General features: G+C 36.0%; 20 protein-coding genes and 2 tRNA genes. 9 read left to right on the forward strand and 13 right to left on the reverse strand.

Features of this window, described 5'->3' with window-relative positions; all coding sequences use genetic code 11:
• Window positions 1–7: 7 nt before the first annotated feature.
• From A2294_00950 to A2294_00990, 9 genes are all read left to right on the forward strand, one after another.
• Window positions 8–79, forward strand: a tRNA-Arg gene (locus A2294_00950).
• A gap of 298 nt (window positions 80–377) precedes the next feature.
• Window positions 378–1,742: a hypothetical protein gene (locus tag A2294_00955; protein OGH85324.1), complete on the forward strand. Its 1,365-nt coding sequence runs from the start codon at window positions 378–380 to the stop codon at window positions 1,740–1,742.
• A gap of 5 nt (window positions 1,743–1,747) precedes the next feature.
• Complete coding sequence (locus A2294_00960; GenBank protein ID OGH85325.1) at window positions 1,748–2,740, forward strand: hypothetical protein; 993 nt, start codon at window positions 1,748–1,750, stop codon at window positions 2,738–2,740.
• A gap of 6 nt (window positions 2,741–2,746) precedes the next feature.
• Complete coding sequence (locus tag A2294_00965; protein ID OGH85326.1) at window positions 2,747–3,868, forward strand: hypothetical protein; 1,122 nt, start codon at window positions 2,747–2,749, stop codon at window positions 3,866–3,868.
• Window positions 3,869–3,882: 14 nt separating this feature from the next.
• Window positions 3,883–3,956: transfer RNA gene (locus A2294_00970), tRNA-His, on the forward strand.
• Between the two features lie 104 nt (window positions 3,957–4,060).
• Window positions 4,061–4,942, forward strand: a complete 882-nt coding sequence (locus A2294_00975) for a hypothetical protein (protein OGH85327.1) — start codon at window positions 4,061–4,063, stop codon at window positions 4,940–4,942.
• Between the two features lies 1 nt (window position 4,943).
• Window positions 4,944–6,482, forward strand: a complete 1,539-nt coding sequence (locus A2294_00980) for a hypothetical protein (GenBank protein ID OGH85328.1) — start codon at window positions 4,944–4,946, stop codon at window positions 6,480–6,482.
• Between the two features lie 27 nt (window positions 6,483–6,509).
• Window positions 6,510–8,099: a hypothetical protein gene (locus tag A2294_00985; GenBank protein ID OGH85329.1), complete on the forward strand. Its 1,590-nt coding sequence runs from the start codon at window positions 6,510–6,512 to the stop codon at window positions 8,097–8,099.
• 7 nt (window positions 8,100–8,106) lie between these two features.
• A complete protein-coding gene (locus A2294_00990; GenBank protein OGH85330.1) occupies window positions 8,107–8,814 on the forward strand; it encodes a hypothetical protein in 708 nt (235 codons plus the stop codon).
• On the opposite strand, the gene A2294_00995 is transcribed toward A2294_00990, so the two are convergent.
• The 13 genes from A2294_00995 to A2294_01055 all read right to left on the reverse strand — a co-directional run bounded on the left by A2294_00995 (window position 8,805) and on the right by A2294_01055 (window position 17,548).
• Complete coding sequence (locus tag A2294_00995) at window positions 8,805–9,275, reverse strand: hypothetical protein (GenBank protein OGH85331.1); 471 nt, start codon at window positions 9,273–9,275, stop codon at window positions 8,805–8,807. The genes A2294_00990 and A2294_00995 overlap by 10 nt on opposite strands.
• Window positions 9,276–9,285: 10 nt before the next feature.
• Complete coding sequence (locus tag A2294_01000; GenBank protein OGH85332.1) at window positions 9,286–9,702, reverse strand: hypothetical protein; 417 nt, start codon at window positions 9,700–9,702, stop codon at window positions 9,286–9,288.
• Window positions 9,703–9,710: 8 nt separating this feature from the next.
• Complete coding sequence (locus A2294_01005; protein ID OGH85333.1) at window positions 9,711–10,133, reverse strand: hypothetical protein; 423 nt, start codon at window positions 10,131–10,133, stop codon at window positions 9,711–9,713.
• Window positions 10,134–10,137: 4 nt separating this feature from the next.
• Entirely contained in the window at window positions 10,138–10,530 is a 393-nt protein-coding gene (locus tag A2294_01010; GenBank protein OGH85334.1) for a hypothetical protein, read from the reverse strand.
• Window positions 10,531–10,534: 4 nt separating this feature from the next.
• Complete coding sequence (locus A2294_01015) at window positions 10,535–10,879, reverse strand: hypothetical protein (GenBank protein ID OGH85335.1); 345 nt, start codon at window positions 10,877–10,879, stop codon at window positions 10,535–10,537.
• A gap of 271 nt (window positions 10,880–11,150) precedes the next feature.
• Window positions 11,151–11,540: a hypothetical protein gene (locus A2294_01020; GenBank protein ID OGH85336.1), complete on the reverse strand. Its 390-nt coding sequence runs from the start codon at window positions 11,538–11,540 to the stop codon at window positions 11,151–11,153.
• Between the two features lie 50 nt (window positions 11,541–11,590).
• Window positions 11,591–12,106 carry a hypothetical protein gene (locus tag A2294_01025; GenBank protein OGH85337.1) on the reverse strand — a complete coding sequence of 172 codons (516 nt, stop codon included), beginning with the start codon at window positions 12,104–12,106 and terminating at the stop codon, window positions 11,591–11,593.
• Window positions 12,107–12,109: 3 nt separating this feature from the next.
• A complete protein-coding gene (locus A2294_01030; protein OGH85338.1) occupies window positions 12,110–12,655 on the reverse strand; it encodes a hypothetical protein in 546 nt (181 codons plus the stop codon).
• 7 nt (window positions 12,656–12,662) lie between these two features.
• Window positions 12,663–13,184 (reverse strand): hypothetical protein, encoded by a 522-nt coding sequence (locus A2294_01035; GenBank protein ID OGH85339.1) that lies wholly within the window; start codon window positions 13,182–13,184, stop codon window positions 12,663–12,665.
• Window positions 13,185–13,186: 2 nt separating this feature from the next.
• The gene (locus A2294_01040; protein ID OGH85340.1) at window positions 13,187–14,590 is read right to left on the reverse strand and encodes a hypothetical protein; all 1,404 of its coding nucleotides are present in this window, start codon (window positions 14,588–14,590) and stop codon (window positions 13,187–13,189) included.
• A gap of 8 nt (window positions 14,591–14,598) precedes the next feature.
• Entirely contained in the window at window positions 14,599–15,480 is an 882-nt protein-coding gene (locus A2294_01045) for a UTP--glucose-1-phosphate uridylyltransferase (protein ID OGH85341.1), read from the reverse strand.
• Between the two features lie 81 nt (window positions 15,481–15,561).
• On the reverse strand, window positions 15,562–16,947 hold the full coding sequence (locus tag A2294_01050) for a hypothetical protein (protein ID OGH85342.1): 1,386 nt from the start codon (window positions 16,945–16,947) through the stop codon (window positions 15,562–15,564).
• The gene (locus tag A2294_01055; protein ID OGH85343.1) at window positions 16,937–17,548 is read right to left on the reverse strand and encodes a hypothetical protein; all 612 of its coding nucleotides are present in this window, start codon (window positions 17,546–17,548) and stop codon (window positions 16,937–16,939) included. Before A2294_01055 ends, A2294_01050 begins: the two co-directional genes overlap by 11 nt.
• Window positions 17,549–17,553 lie beyond the last annotated feature (5 nt).

The following is a 17,553-nucleotide window of genomic DNA, read 5'->3' on the forward strand; positions in this document are numbered from 1 at the left end:
AAATTATGGCTCCGTAGTTCAATGGATAGAACGAGGGACTTCTAATCCCTAGATCAAGGTTCGATTCCTTGCGGAGTCAAGAAAAAAAGCTCATTAATTTATGGGCTTTTTTTGTCTTTTTAAAAAATTTTTCAAAAAATTAGCAAAACTTACTTGACTTGTGGAAAACTCTGCGATAAAATTTATAGTGGATTGACGAAAAAAAATGAAAAGAGACATTATTGATCGCTACCGGAGGAAGCAGATCACAAATTCTAATCCGCAAAACAAACAACTTACCTTTTTGATAACGGTCAATTTTTAAAATTGACTTTTTTATTTTGGTTTCCTGAAGACCGACCAAGGATGACGCGGTGCGAAGTTGATTTTTTTTTAAAATGAAAAACAAACAATTAAAAATAACAATTAAACAAAAAGATAACAGCTTTATAGTAAAAGCAAAAGATTTTTTTACTGCTAAAATTACTTATCCTAAAAATTTTTTTGACAACCAAGATGTAATTTCCCGTCAAAATTTAATAGCTAACTTTGCTTTTAATCGAACACGCCAGTTAGGTTTATATTTCCCTAAAATTAGCTATAATTACCCCAAACCAATTATCAAAAATTTTGTGGAGCAAGGAGTAAGACAAGACTTGCCTTATATAAATTACGATAAAAAAATAAAAGTTTCGGAACAAATCAAAACTTTTAACCAAACGGAAATAAAATTTACCAAAAAAAATGATTTTAATCGTGTCGTACCCATTAAATCGCCGCTTAAAGATAACATTATTTTATCCATGTCTTTTGGCAAAGACTCTTTACTTTCTTATGCCTTATGCAAAGAAATTGGCTTGGACCCCAAATTAGTTTTTATTAATGACATGGCCACTTGGAATCCCCAAGAAGCCGTGCTTAAGCACCAAATAATGAAAAATTTCGGTGAAGACCAAAAAAAAGAAATCTTATTTGTAGAAGACAATAGCGATGACATTTACGATAAAAAAAATTTAAAAAATATTAATGAAGATTTAGCCGCCACCAATGCCATGTTGGCTTTTGCGTTGCAGTTGATTCCTGTAGCCTATCATTACCGCGCCAAATATATTATGTTTGGTAATGAAAAAAATCTTGATGATTATTTTATTGACGGAGAAAATTTTAAAACCTACCTTTCCAGCGATCAATCCACCACTTACATGCGCGGACAGAATAAGTATCTCAACCTTTTAACCGAGGGCAATATCAAAGTAATAAGTATTATAAAACCGCTCTTTAATTTGGCTGAAATGCAGATAATTAACCATCGCTACCCTTATTTGTTCAAATATTTAATGTCTTGCACCTCCCAAAAAATAACTACGGAAAAAGGCTGTTGCAACTGTATTACCTGTGCCTGGACTTATCTTTATGGCCAGGCTTTGGGCTACGATCCGCGCAATTTAGGCTTAAAAGCTAACATGTTTGAAAAAAAATATCGTCGACATTTTGTACTCTTTAATAAAAAAATGGATGTGGTCTCAGAAGTTGTACCCAACGCTCACGATGAACAATTACTGGCTTTTTTAATGGCCATGCGCCGGGGCGGCAAGGGATATTTAATCAATGAATTTAAAAAACACTTCTTAAGCGAAGCCTTAAGAAAAGAAAAAAAACTACGCCATAAATTTTTTGGCATTCATTCCGCGGAAATGATTCCAGAGGAATACAGGGAAAAGATACTTAATATCTATAAACAAGAGTTGCATCATCTGCGCTAAATTATATGAAAATTGCCATTACATCCAATTTAAGAACCCGGGAAACCGAGGATCAGGCGGAATTTGATTCTTTGGAAACAATTGATTTTATGTCCCGGAATTTAAAAGACCTGGGCCACGAAGTTAAATTCATAGAATTGACCCGTCCGCTGACTGAAGTAATTAAGGATTTGCAAAATTATCAGCCGGATTTAATTTTTAACACCAGTGAAGGCACCAAAGGGAAATATCGCGAATCTTTTTGGCCGGGTATCTTTGAAGAATTAGGACTTATTTACACCGGCTCAGATCCCTTTACACTAGCTTTAAGTTTAGATAAAAATCTAACCAAAGAAATAGTAGCTAAGCAGGGCGTACCAACACCCCGGGCAGAAATGGTTTACCCTGGTCTTTTACCCAGCTTAAATCATTTACATTTTCCCATCATCGCCAAGCCAAATTACGAAGGATCTTCTAAAGGAATCACCCAAGACAGCGTTATAGAAAATTTAGAAACATTGCAAAAACGTTTACCGGAGATGTTACAAAAATATCCGGATGGAATTTTAATTGAAGAATATATTTTTGGCAAAGATATCACCATTCCTTTCCTAGAAAACCTTGAGGATCCCATATTAGATGTGGTAGAATATGTTATAGATCCGGAATTTTCCAAAAAGATACGCTATCAAATCTATGATTACGAAATGAAAAATAATTTTTATGATAGTGTAAATATACAAATCGCTAATTTAGATGAAAAATTGCAACAACAAATTAAAGAAATATCCCAAAAAATAATTAAAGGAATAAACTGCCGCGATTTAGGTAGAATGGATTTTCGCTTAACACCGGATGGAAAAATTTATTTCTTAGAAATCAACTGTCTGCCTTATTTAGATGAAGGAGTAAGTTTGTACCTCGCGGCGGAAAAACGAGGACTTAGCACTAAAGAAGTATTTAATCACATTATCCAAAGCGCAATTAAGCGCAAAACTCAAACCTTTTCCAGGGTTTAAACTAAAATGGAAACAAAAAAATTAAACTTGGCATTTGTCTACAATGTTCGCCATAAAAAACCTTGCCTTGCCGACGAACAAGCCGTAGCCGAGGCTGAATTTGACGAGCCGGTGACTATTAACGGGATTGCCCATTCTTTAAGAAAATTAGGCCATGAAGTATACCGAATTGAAGCTAATGAAGAGGCTTATCTTAAATTAAAAAACCTAAAAAACAAGTTGGATTTGGTTTTTAATGTTGCCGAGGGCTTGCAGAACCATGACAGAGAAGCTCAAATTCCCGCCATGCTTGAGAATTTGAATATTCCCTATGTTGGTTCCAAGCCCTTAACGCAAGCACTGTGTTTAAACAAGGCTTACACCAAAAAAGTTTTAGCCTATCATCAAATAACCACCCCCCGCTTCCAAATGTTTTACAATCCTAATGAGAAACTTTCTCGCAAAATGCGTTTTCCTTTAATTGTTAAGCCTGTTTCCGAAGGTTCTTCCAAAGGCATTACCAATGATTGTTTAGTGAACAATCAAATGGAATTATATAAAAAAATTGGCGAACTTATAGAAAAATTTAATCAACCGGCTTTGGTGGAAGAATTTTTAAACGGACGAGAATTTACTGTTTCCTTGATTGGCAATGATCCGGTGGAAGTTTTACCACCTGTAGAAATTTTATTTGATCATTTGCCCAATAATTTGGCGCCTATGGATTCTTACGAAGTAAAATGGATAATTGATAATCCGGAAAGCCAAATCCAAACCATTTCCTGTCCGGCCCAACTTGATTATAAAAAGTTCCTACAAATTAAAAAACTTTGTTTAAGAACGAAGCAAGCTTTGGATATTTTAGATTGGTGCCGCATTGACGTGCGCATGGACAGCGAGGGTTGCCCGCATGTTTTAGAAATTAATCAAATTCCCGGCATTATTCCCGATCCTAAAGAGAACTCCCGCTTCCCCCTAGCCGCCAGAACGGCTGGCTATACTTACGAGGAGATGATCCACAAGATCATTAAAGCGGCTTGTGACAGACACAACATTCCTCTTTCTCCGGCTTTAGAACCCGCACCGGAAAAAGCCACCAATTGGCTGGTAAAAACCTTCTCTGGACAAAAAGCCTTTAAGCCGATATAATAGCGCTACCCACGGTGACTATGGTGTAGCGGTAGCACAGCAGTTTGTGGCACTGCTAGTGAGGGTCCAACTCCCTCTAGTCACCCCACCAGAAACAACCCCCTAAAAGGGGTGTTTTTGTTTGTAAAAAGCGCTATAATATAGGTACAAGTTGAAGATGCGGAGGTTATCAAATTATTAAAATAACAAGATATGATTTTGTTTTCTTTTCCCATTTACGATTATTTAGCTAAATCCTTATTTAAAAATTCTGTTTTTAAAAAAGGAAAATTTGAAACAAGACGTTTTGCCAACGGAGAGATGCAAATTATTTTAAAAACCAAAATTAAAGGCAAAAAATGTGTAATTCTAGGCACCACCGCACCGCCAGACACTAACATCATGTCCTTTCTTCTTTTGGCCCATACTCTTAAAAAAGAAGGAGCCACTTCAATAACCGCCCTAATCCCCTATTTAGGCTACAGCCGCCATGACAAAAATGAAGAAGATAAAAGTTTAGGTTTTGCTTGGCTAGGCAAGATGATGAAAGCCTCGGGGATTGATGAGATTGTAACGATTGACACCCACAGCGAATTAGATAAGAAACTTTTTGCTCTGCCGCTTATTTCTTTGCCTTTTGCCGATTTATTAACTTCTGATTTAAAAAAAATACAAGCGAAAAAAATTGCTTTAGTGGCGCCGGATGGCGGAGCAGTGGACAATTGCCTGGCCATACAAAAAACTTTAAACAGTAAGTTGCCTCTTATTTTGTTTAAAAAAATAAGAACCCCCAATGGAGTTACCGTTTCGACCCCACCGGGATTGACGCCTAAAAAAGTAATAATGATTGATGATATTTTAGATACCGGAGAAACCCTTGTTAAAGCGACGGAAAAATTGCGCCAGATGGGAACTAAAGAAATTTATATAGTTGCAACCCACGGACTTTTCACTGGGCAAAAATGGCAGAAACTCTGGCAATTGGGGGTGAAAAAAATTTTTTGCACCAATACCAACCCGGATGTTTTAAAAAGAAACAATAAAAGAATCATCATTGTTTCTTGCTTAAGATCTATTCAAGGATATTTTAAATAACATGAAAATTTGGCAAAAGCAAAATTTACTTCTGCTTCTGTTTTTTTTAATCGTGGCTGTCTATTTTAGCCTGCTTCAAGGATCGCCTCATTTTGTCGATCCCGATTCTTTTTATCATGCCAAAATGGGGTTTTTAATGCAAAAAGATATAATCATTAAAAACTTCCCTTGGATTAAATTTGCGCCTTTTACTCAAAATTTTACCGACCATCAATTTATTTATCATTTATTACTAATACCTTTCACTTTCTTTTTTTCACCCCTTTTAGGCACTAAAATAGCCGCCATCATTTTGGCTGTAACGGCTTTTGCAATTTTTTATTTTTTCTTAAAAAAATGGCAAATAAAATATCCTCTTTTTTATATTCTCATTCTTTTAACATCCATTTCTTTTGTTTTTAGAATGAATTTGGCCAAAACTAGCTCCCTTTCTTTAATTATTCTTCTTTTAACGCTTAATTTTATCTGGCAACGCCGCTTTATCCCCTTATTTTTAGCTTCTTTTGTTTATGTTTGGTGCTACGGCGGCTGGGGAATGCTTTTAGGGCTTATTTTTAGTCTAACACTGGGTGATTTAATTATTAATAAAAAAATCATTGGGAGTAACATTTTAGCAATTTTACTGGGACTGCTGGCCGGGATTATTATTAATCCTTATTTCCCCCATAATATTCAATTTTACTGGCAACAAGTGGTGCAAATAGGCCTGATTAATTATAAAGACCAAATAGCCGTAGGTATGGAATGGTATCCCCCGGATATTTTAAATTTTCTGGGCAGTGAAATTTTTATATTCTTACTGGGGATATTGGCTCTTTTTTTATTTTTTATAAAAATTAAGACAAAAAAAAATAATAATTTAGAGGATGAGAGATCTCTCCACAAAATTTTTTCCAAAATCATTGGCTTATTTATTTTTGCCGGTCTGCTTTTTGTCCTAACTTTAAAATCCCAACGCTTTATAGAATATTTCGTACCTTTTAGTGTTTTAGCTTGCGCCTTTTTAATAAATTTTTCTTTGCCCAAAAATTTTTCCTTAAAAGAATCACTATATTTTTGGCTTACTAAAAATAAATATCTTAATAAAGCTTTTTTAGTTTATTTTTTAGCCATTATGGTTGGTTTTTTTTCTTTAAACAGCTTAAAATTAAACCAACAATTTACCTCGCGTTATAATTGGAACTATTTAAAAAATTCTTCCGCTTGGCTTAAAGAAAATACACCACCAAAAACAACTGTTTTTCACACCAGCTGGGCAGACTGGCCAATGCTCTTTTATCATAATTCACAAAATACCTATTTAAGCGGCCTAGATCCTACCTTTTTTTATTTAAAAGATAAAAATTTGTATAAAGAATGGATACAAATAGGCAATGGTCAAATACAAGATAAATTAGATGAAAAAATTAAAAAAAATTTTAGCGCTAATTGGATTTTAATCAAGAACAATGAGATAAAGCTGTTAAAAGCAATCAAATCAAATGACAAATTTTCTTTAGTTTACCGGGATGATGAAGCTCAAATTTTTTTTCTACGTTAAAATAAAAATGGTATAAAATTAAAAATTATGAAACGTCAAGAATGGATTTTTATCTCTATTATTTCCGGACTACTAATTATTATCACCGCCGTCCCCTATCTTTACGGTTGGCTGATGACCCCTCCCAATTATTCTTTTTTGGGCAACGGATTCTTTAACTCCCACGACAATCATGTTTATTATGCTTATATAGAACAGGTCAAGGCTGGTCATTTTTTATTAAAAGACGTCTTCACATCGGAAACACAAAAACCATTTTTAAATATATTCTGGTTACTGGCCGGATTGCTGGCCAGCTTTTTTCATTTAGGACCAATTTTTACTCTTCATTTTTTAAGAATAATTTTAATTCCGCTTTTTGTTATAATAGCTTACAAATTTGCCTTGTTAGCTTATGAAAATGATGCCAAAAAAGAATTAAAAATAAGGTTAGCAATTTTGTTTTTATTTTTTACCGCCGGATTTGGCGGTTTAATTTGTTTATTTAACAAAAATTTTTCCTCACCTTTGGAAGTTTGGTGGCCGGAAGCCTATGCTTTTTTAAGCAGTTATTTTTCACCTCATTTTATAGCTTCCTGGACCTTATTATTACTCTCTTTTTATTTCTTAATTAAAGGGTTGAAAGAAAACAGTTATAAAAAAATTTGTTATGCGGGTCTCTTTGGGCTTTTTTTAATTCAATTTCACACTTTTTATTTAGCTTTAATCGCCCCCGTAAGTTTAATTTTTCTTATTTACTCTAAAAATTTAATCAAGGATGCGGTTAAAAAAATAATTTTGTATAATTTATTTTTTGTTCCGGCCGTAGCCTATTATTTTTTTATGATTGCCAGTGATGAAGTGATGGGGCAAAGATTATTTAATAATTTAATGCTCACTCCTAATTCACCGACTAAAATTATTTTAGCCTTTGGCTTAATCATCCCCTTAGCCATAATAGCTTTTTTAAATTTGCTTAAAGAAAAAAATAATTTAGCAAAAATTTTCTTAAATATTTGGTTTATCAGTGTGCCATTTTTAATACTCTCTAAATTACCTTTCGAAAGAAGATTGATTGAAGGGTGGCAATTTCCAGCTATAATCTTAGCCGTGGATTCAATTTTTCTCATTAAAAATAAATTTGCGCCCTTTAAAAAAATATCTGCTTTAATTTTTAACAGACTAACTTTTTTCTTAATATTTATTTTTCCACTTATTTTTATTTATTTTATTTTATTTAATGTCTATTATAATCCCGGGGAAAGGCAATTTTATCTACCTAATGAAGTAAAAGATTCGCTGGTCTGGTTAAAAAATAAGGGAACTTACGATGATATTGTTTTATCTTCCACTTACACCGGACTGGCGGCCGCTTTTATGGCGGATAAAACTGTTTTTATTGGGCATGGTTTTGAGACTCTTGATTCAAGAAAAAAAATGAAACAGATGGCATGGTTTTTTCAAACCAACACAGAAGACGATTTAAAAAAAGAAATGCTCAAAAATTGGAATATTAAGTACTTAATTTTTGGTCCTTATGAAAAGGCGCTCAATTCAATCTATGAACCGGATCAAAAAAAATATTTAACAAAAATTTACAGCCAAAAAGGAGTAGAAATTTACCAAACTGCCAATTGATTTAATTATGTCTTTAATCAACATTACAATTCCTGTTTTTAACGAAGAAATTATTTTAGAATCCAGTCTTAAAAAATTATCTGACTTTTGCGCTAAAAGTTTAAAAGACGACTGGTTTATGGTGGTGGTTAATAACAATTCAACGGATGCCACAGCTTTAATTTGTAAAAGAATATCTCAAAACAATACCCGCATTAAATGCCTTAATCTGCCTCAAAAAGGCAAGGGCTTGGCCATTCAGGAAGGTTGGCAAAGTTTTTCCGCTGACTATTACATTTTTATGGATGCTGATTTAGCCACAGATTTGGAGGCCTTGCCAAAAATGATAGAGGAATTAAAAAAAGGAGCCCCTGCAATAATTGGTTCACGCCGCTTGCCCCTTTCCCAAGTAGAAAGATCCGTATTACGCGATCTTGTTTCTTTAACTTATTTAAAAATAGCTAATTTAATGCTTAACCTTAAGTTAAGCGATTTAGCCTGCGGTTTTAAGGGAGTAAACAACGAAATTAAAGAAAAAATACTGCCCAAGATAAAAGACAGGGCTTGGTTTTGGGACACAGAAATGCTTTTTTGGGCCAAACGAGCGGGATTTAAAATAAAAGAAATCCCGGTCATTTGGACCGAGACTCCTGATCAAAAAAGAAAAAGCAAAGTGGGAATTTTAAAGGTGGGTTTTAAAAATTTTCTGTCACTGTTTAAAATCCGCTATTTATAAAATGATTGGGTTTCCGCAGGAAGAATATCAGACGCTGCTGTTTCCGGAGCATAGGTTGTACTGCGTAAAAGAAAAAGAGTAATTAATAAAACAATACCATAAGCGGCGAGGACAATAACAAGTCCGATGACGCCGTTTTTTAAATATTTCTGAGCCTCTTCTACTTTTTTAGACTCTCCGGCAGAGGTCATCCATAAAAAACCGGCGTAAACAATCAAGCCCAAGAAAATTATACCCACGATTCCCAAAAAAACTTTAATCAGATTAGCGACTGTTTGTCGCGGGTCTTGGGTGCTCAAACCAGCCACATTGGTTGCCGCGCTAAATTGTTGATTAATAATATTGATTACTTTATCGCTCCCTCCTGATTCGTCGGCTGAAACATTTTTTACAAAAAAAGTATTTATAAAAAAGCTTAAGGCTAAAAAAAGAGGAAAAAATAAAAAAAATATTTTTCTCATAATTTTGTAATTAAACGGGATTCAAATAAAAAATTGCCAAAACTCTGACCAGAACAAAACGGGTAATACCCGCAGCGGCTAAAACAATAATTAAGCCGATAATTCCATTTTTTAAATATTTTTGGGCATCCTCCACTTTCTTAGGCTCTCCACCGGCTGTCATCCATAAATATCCGGCAAAAACCACCAAACCTAAAAAAACTACACCCAAAAGACCCAGAACCGCATAAATAACAAATCCTATAATCTCAGACAAGGTCATTTCATTAGCCTGTCCATAACCACTTTCTCTTTGCACATTTTGCAATAAAGTACCAGGACCATCCACTGCAGAGCAAAAACTGCTCCAAGAAAAAAATAGGTTGGCTACCAAACTAAAAATTAAAACCCCCCAACTAATATTTTTAAAATTAAAAAATTTAAACATAAAATTATTCAGGAGTTGTCCCCCCCCCCCCCAAATTCAATACCGCTGGCACCGGTTAAATAAAAAACTACAAAATAAGTAATAGCGTAAGCGGCTACCACAATTATTAAACCAACGATAGATCTTTTAATTATATCCTGTGCTTCATCCACTTCTTTAGATTCACCCCTGGCTAACATCCACTTAAAACCGCCGTAAATCATTAAAATCAAAAATATCACCCCCAACAAAACTAAAGCCGCCTCAATTATACCCCCCACAACAGCTTCTAATTGTTTAGGTTCTCCGCCGTAAGCTGGTGCCAGTTTTCCAAGTTCTGTTCCGGCATTTTTTATAGTAGGGTTATCTTGCGCCAAAGCTTGCAACTGACTAAAAATAAAAAAACCGGAAATAATAAGGAAAAAACTATAAAACAAAACTTTTTTAAACATAAAATTATGTTGTTACAGCGGCTACAATCCTGGTTATTAAAAATTGAGAAATGGCGTAAGCTAAAATAACCACTATTATACCAATAATAGCCATAGTAATGGTATCTTTAGCCGTTTCCACATCTTTAGTGTCTCCTTTGGCCAGCATCCACTTAAAACCGCCGTAAATCATTAAAACAAAAAAGATTATGCCAATTAAAGACAGGGCGTAGCCGGTTAAACGCGTGACATAAGCTTCTACAGTTGAATTTTCAGACGTATTTAAGCCGGTTTTTTGAGCCGATTGATTAGTAATTTCCAAAGCATTTTTAAAATTACCAAGTTGCGCCACAGCCGGTGTTAGGATAGTTAAACAAAATAAAATTGACAAAGAAAAAACAAATATTTTTTTAAACATACTTTTATTGAGCCACAGCAAAGACATATTTAGTAATTACGTATGAGGCGGCCACAATAATAATACCAATAATAGAATTGATAATGATATCCTTAGCTTCTCCGGTTTGTTTGGTGTCGCCTCTGGCAGTCATCCACAAAAAACCGCCGTAAATCATTAAAGCAAAAAAGATCACGCCTATTAAAGACAAGCCGGCTCCCAAAATTTGCCCTACCCTGGTCTGAATAGTGCCCTCCATAGGAACACCGGCTCCCTTAGCCGTTTCTTGCAGGCCATATTGTGCCAAACAATAAGGAGCCAAAGCAAAAGAGGAAAAAATTACCGCTAACCAAGAAAAAATTTTTTTCATAATTTATTCGGAGATAATTGGAAATTTTGGAAAATAATTGTTTTAAATATGACACAGATTCTTTGCCTGCGGCTCAAGATAACGTGTAAAAAGCTGGCAATGAAACGCCTAACGATAAACTCACAACAATCAATTTCCAAAATTTCTAATCTCTTAAGGGACGGGTGCTTTAAAAAAGCCCAAAGATCTAGACTTAAGTTTCCGCTTAAGCCTTAGGCCTTAGAAACCTATTTCCAAATCTTTTTCCCGTCCCTCAAACATTTTCAAAATACTATGGAGTGGTGGTTGCATTAACCAAACTGTTCACCACGAAGCTGGCAATAGCGTAAGCCGCTAAAATAATAGCCAAACCAATTACACCATACATAATTCTCTTTTTGGCTTCGTCTGTAGCTTTTTCATTGCCTCCGGCAGTCATCCATTCAAAGCCGCCAATTAAGATAATAACCACGGCTACGATACCAAGAAGCCCCATGGCTGTTTTGATAATTGTAGCTACTGTCTGACGAACATCTTTGGTGCCAAGTCCGGTATAGGTGCCATAAGAAATACCCAAATCATTGGCATTAATAAGCCCTTGAGCTGAAGCGGCCACTGGCAAAACCAAGAGCGCCATAACAAACAGGCTGAGTCCGAAAGAAACAATTTTATTTGCGTTCATTTGATTCACCTCCCTTCTTAAAAATTTGATTTTGATTATTTATCTATAAGTTATTCTACCGGACAAATAGACAAGTCTTTACAAAGTCCCGGAACCAGAACACCTCTTGGGCAGGAAGCGGAAGTATCTTTAATATCAGCCGTAGTGGTAAGCTGTGAACACTGATAAACAGGATCCTGAATCACACAACATTTAGGACCGGGGGTGCCCGTTGTCAATCCCCTGATTAAAAAATCCACTAAAAAATAACTGCTAAAAATTATAGCTAAACCCACTACCGACCATAAAAAAACATCCCTACCTTTCTTAATTTTAGCAGGTTCACCCTGCGAGGTCAACCACAAAAAACCGCCATAAATAAAAAGTAAAAGGGCAATGGAACCACTAACGGCAATGGCTCCTTTAGCCACCTTGCCGGCAAAAGTCAAAACGCTCTGTTTGGTAATTTCTTGCTGACCCAAAGGGTTAGGAAGGCCTTGCTGTGCCCAAACTTGAGCCGAGAAACCCAAAATAAAAATTAAGGACAAGACCAAAATTATTTTTTTAATTTTTTTCTGCTGTTTCATATTTTATGAGGATAAGGCGGTAAAAACAAAATTCAAAATAAAATAACTGCTAAAAATAACAATCAAACCTATGCCGGCCCAAAGCATTGTTTGGGTGGCTTTTTTAATTTGTTCTGATTTCCCCGCAGAAGTAAGCCAAAGAAAACCGGCGTAAACAAAAAGAATAAAGGCAATAGTACCCAAAAAACCCATCACGGCCATAATAATATTGCTAATAAGGCCCTGTACAGTTAAGCCATACAAGGGATTGACAATGGTTCCAATATTACTTGGGGAATAGGCGGCCGCGGTTTTACAATTACCCAAAGCCTCAATAAATTGAGTTTCACAATTCCTTCTGTTTTCTTCTGTCTGTGCTGGATAGCCACCTTCAATAGAGGCTGCCTGAGAATAAACTTTATCTAAACAAGCCGTATTAGCTTCTTGAGCTTTTTCGGAACAATCTTTTTCTGCGGATTTGGCCAAAGAAACAAAACTTAAATTAAAAATTAAGGCCAAAAGAAACAAAACTAAATTGACTTTAATTCCCTTTACCAAAAATCTCCGCATAATTTTACTATTTTATTTCCACGTTAATACTGCCGGTAGGTAAACTAACCGAGGTGCTTCCTCCGGCTTTAATTACGGTGTCTAAAATAAAACTTAACAAAAGCTGGGCAGAAAAAATTATAACTAAACCAATAGCCGCCGCCACCAAGGTTTCCTTACCTTTTTTAACTCTTTCCCCACCGGCCGCGGTTAAAATTACAAACCCGCCATAAATAAAAAATAATAAAGCCACACCGCCCACTACTTCAAAAGCAACATTAACTACATTAACCAAAAGCTGTAAAAAAACATTAATATTGCGGCAACCGCAGGTTTTTTCTTTAGAAGTTCCCTCAAAATAAACGCAATCGGGAAAGAACCAAGAAGGGTTGCCGGATGAGTACAGGGGAATTCCCTTATCGTCTTTTAATTGTTTTAAATCACAAACAATCGGCTCGGTTCCTGTTTGTGCCAAAGCCTTAAAAGGTAAAGCTAAAATAATTACCCCTAAAAAAGCAACCAGTATTCCCTTATATATTTTGCCCTCCATATTTACATTGTTTGATTAACCCCGGCCACGGCATTCTCCACGGCTTTGCGGTAAGCGGCTGGATCATTTAAAAACTCTTTATCCAAAATATTATCAATCATTTTAATAAAATATTTATCTGCAACAGCCGCATCTTTTCCTTTATACCAAGTTTTAGCCGTTAAAAGTTGACCCGCAAAAACCGCTAGATCCGGATTTTGCATTTGAGTTGGAATAAGTTCACGCAAAGCGGTAATCTTTCCGGTTTTATTAAGATATTTTACCACATTTTTAGGATCACTGGCAAAAAGTAAAAAATCCCAGGCTTCATTGGCATTTTGAGTCTTTTTGGAAACTGTTTCTGCCCAAAACAAACCAAAATTAACCGGTCGTTCTGGATTGATTTGCGGCAAGGACACTACATTATAATTTAATTTTGGCGCGCGAGCCTTAATAAAAGCTTGATTATAACCATAACCTATATAAAAAGCGGCCTGCCCACGAGTAAAAGAATCCAAAGAATTAGGCATCTTGCTGTTCCAAGTATAAACCTGCTTAGTGGGCTGGGCAAAATCGGTATAAAACTGCAAGGCCTGATCTGCCGGCGGCACGGATCCGCTCCAACCGGATGGCGTTTGATTAAAAGTGGGATAACCGTTGTCGCTAGTCATTGGTACTCCGTTTTGCATCATCAAAACAGACAAAATATCCCCCGCTCTGTCTACGTTTTGACTAGTGCCCAGAGCCGCTCCGGCTCTTAAGATATTATTCTGTTGGTCAATCTTAGTAATCGCAATGACATCTTTTTGAAAATCAGTCCAAGTTTTGGGAGCTTCGGCAATACCCGCTTGATCTAACATTTCTTTATTATAAAACAAAGCTAAAGTGTCTACCGACAAAGGCAGACCGTAAATCAATTTGCTGGTTTGGCCAGTCGCAGGATCAAAAGTGGGAATAATTATATTATCGGCTACTGCGCCAATATATCTATCTTGAATATTTTTAGCCGAAGGAGTGGTGACAGTTTTAATATCCACTACTAATTCTTTTTTAAGTGTTCCCTGCATGCTTTGAAAAGCCTCTTTGACCGTAGAGGGCATTGGTAAAATTTTGCTTTGATATTTTCTAAGCCAATCATTTTGAATGGAGAACATATCCGGACCTCGATCTTCAGCCAAAGCATTAAGCAATTCCTGTTCAAAGTCTTCTATTCTTAATTTACGATAATTAATGACGATATTAGGATGCAAAGCCTGATAAGCAGTAATAATTTCACCAAAAGAATCAGAATCATCCAAAACACGCCAATAATTTAAAGTAATGGGTTTGATGGCATTTTGCTGTTCTGCGGTTAAACCTTGTTTACAACCCAAACCGGAGGTGATTAAAAAAGAAAAGATTAAAGCAAAGGGCAAAAATTTTTTCATAGATAAAATTATTTTATCTTTTTAATATATTCTTTAATTCCTTCGGCCAGTTCCGGACGACGCAAAGCAAAATCTAAATTAGCCTTTAAATACTCCAACTTATTGCCTGTATCATAATAGTAACTATTTTTTATCTCACAAGCATAAACGGGAAATTCTTTTTGAATCAATTTCTCTATGGCATCGGCGAGCCACAATTCTCCTCCCTTGCCCGGCTTTAAATCTTGTAAAATAGGAAAAATTTCTCCGGGCAAAATATAAGCGCCGTGGGTGGCCAAATTAGATGGCGCTTCCCCTGCTTTGGGCTTCTCCACTATCTTTTTTATTTTAAAAATATTGTCTTCTACCGGTTCCACATCGGCAATACCATAACGGCTTAAATTTTCTTCCTCCACCCGCACCGCAGAAATTATGGCTCCGCCTTTTTTTTCATAAACATCTACCATCTGTTTTAAACGCGGCGGATTGGCATAAATAAATTCATCACCCCACATTACGGCAAAATTCTCATCATCATCTATTAAATGGCGACAACAATAAACGGGGGTGGCGTTGCCATAGGGCCCTTTTTGGCGAACATAAACAAAATTAGCCATTTCGGCAATATGACGCACTTCTGCTAACTCTTTTAGTTTACCGGCCTCCTCCAAACGTTTCTCCAATTCAAAAGAATGATCAAAATAATCTTCTATGGCCCTTTTATGCCAACCCGTGACAATAATAATATCTTTAATGCCGGCGGCCACGGCTTCTTCTACCACATATTGAATCACCGGTTTATCCACAATTGGCATCATTTCTTTAGGCATGGATTTGGTAGCGGGTAAAAATCTGGTGCCAAAACCGGCGGCAGGAATAATAGCTTTAGTTATTTTTCTATGATTTTTCATATTTTACTTGTAAGACTGAATATTTTGTTCAAAAACTTGTGTCTAAATTGTATCATTTTAAAGCAATTGACACAACTTAACCTATTTAATTTCTCTCCAAGAAATTAAATGATATTCGGTTCCCACAAAAAAGGACGGGGGAGGAGAATAAGTTAAATTAGCATCGTAATTGGTAAAAGTATTGCGATAACCTGAAACCACAGAACCTCCTTGCGTCACCCAACTCCAAGTCCAAATACCTTTAGAAATAACACTGCCGTAAATAGTTAAATCATTCAGAATATTACCGGAATAATAAAATCTTTGGGCACTGCCGTTTTGTGCCACTACTGCGGCATCAATTTCTAAATCATTTGGAGAATAACGCGGAATTAAAATATCTTTTTGAGCAATTAAACCTAAGGAATCAGAGCCGTCCTTAGCCGTATAAACAATATTATTAGGAATAACAATAGTAGTGTAAGTGTTAGGATTAACGGGAAACTTGCCTGAACCCACAGTCAAATGACCTTTAACTGTCCCCTCCACCCAAACCTTATCCTCAATAAAAATTAAACCGTTAGCAGGATTAGCAAAGTTACCTTGTAAAGTTTCATTTTTAACATCATAGGATTCATAATGTTTCACACCATTCACATCTTTGCCATAACCTGGAGAAGGAACTGGTTTTAAAGATGTCACTTTATAAAGATCAAAGGTACTGTTGCTCTTAAATTTTATATGATAACCATAGGCTCCGGAAGAAGAACGATAAAAGCCGTCGCTCTGCGCTCCGGTCCTGACATTGGATAAATCTATAGTAATGCCATCAAAATCAAAAGCCGGTATGGGAAATTGCCAAAAATTAGTTGGGCCTCCGGCGCCCCAAATACCCGGCTTGGTGGTATTATTGCATCCCGAACCAAAAATGGGTTTACAAACATAAGTTGGTTTAGCCGAGGTAATCGGCGCATCAGCCGTACCATCAAACCTAATACCACCGTTGGCATGTAATTTTCCGTGAATAATTTCATTATCACCAATCCAAACATCCGAATTGGTTAAAAAAGCAAAATCAGCCAAAGAAGGAAGACCCATTCTGATTTGAACTTTTCTTTTAGTATTAGGTTGATCCAACGTATAACCGGTGGAAACAATAGTGACAACAGAAGAGCCAGTGGTCGGCGGGGTTATTTCCAAACTAAATCTGCCAATAATATTGCCATCTTTATCCAGATAATCATGAACATAGGGTCCGGGGCCGCCTGTGCCGTCCTGATAATCAGTACCACTGTGCGCCAAATGCCAGCGGTAATATTCAGCACCAGCTTCGGCAATTTGAAAGGCCTGCTCATTATTTTGATTAAAATGAGCCGCTCTGTTTTCCATCACTCCGAAAACAGCCACACCATTAAAAATGGCAGTGACGGCCATGGCTCCAAAAACCAGCGCAATCAGCAAAATATTTCCCTTTTTTTTACTCGGCATATTTTAAATTTCTTATCTCGGCCTTGGCATTAATAGTAATGGGCAAAGGAGAAAGTCCGGGCTTTTGATCTATCACCAGACTCATTTGTACCATACGCACGTCTAAAACATTAATTGGAAAAGATAAAGCGGAACCAAGACCGGTATAATTTTTATTAAAATAAGAAAAAGGTTGCTGGTCGGCTGTTAAGTCATGAACCACACCGGTGATTACTTCTGTTGAATCATTATAAGATAAGGGATTGCCCGAGGGTTTGATGACTCCTTTTTTAAAAAGCGACCCCGAAACAAAATATCTTACTTTTTCCGCGTAGCTATCAGAATCAATATCACTATAGAAAGCAAAAGAAGTGGGAGTGGCTTCGGCCACCATATAAGAACCAATGCTGGAGGCTGAGGCGTTACGTAATTCTTTAACAAAATCCGCGGCTACGCGTCTGGCTTCCTTTTGAGCCGTCAGTTGATTATAAATAATATTATTAGAAGAAAAAATGGTGCTAATGAATAAAGCGGCCACGGTAATAAACAAAATAAAAATGCCTAAAGAAACCAAAACTTCTATTAAAGTAAAACCGGAAAATTTTTTAAAAATTAAAAGCATAAAAA

It is taken from the genome of Candidatus Magasanikbacteria bacterium RIFOXYB2_FULL_38_10 (assembly GCA_001783145.1).
Taxonomy (GTDB): Bacteria; Patescibacteriota; Patescibacteriia; order Magasanikbacterales; family UBA10003; genus GWC2-40-17.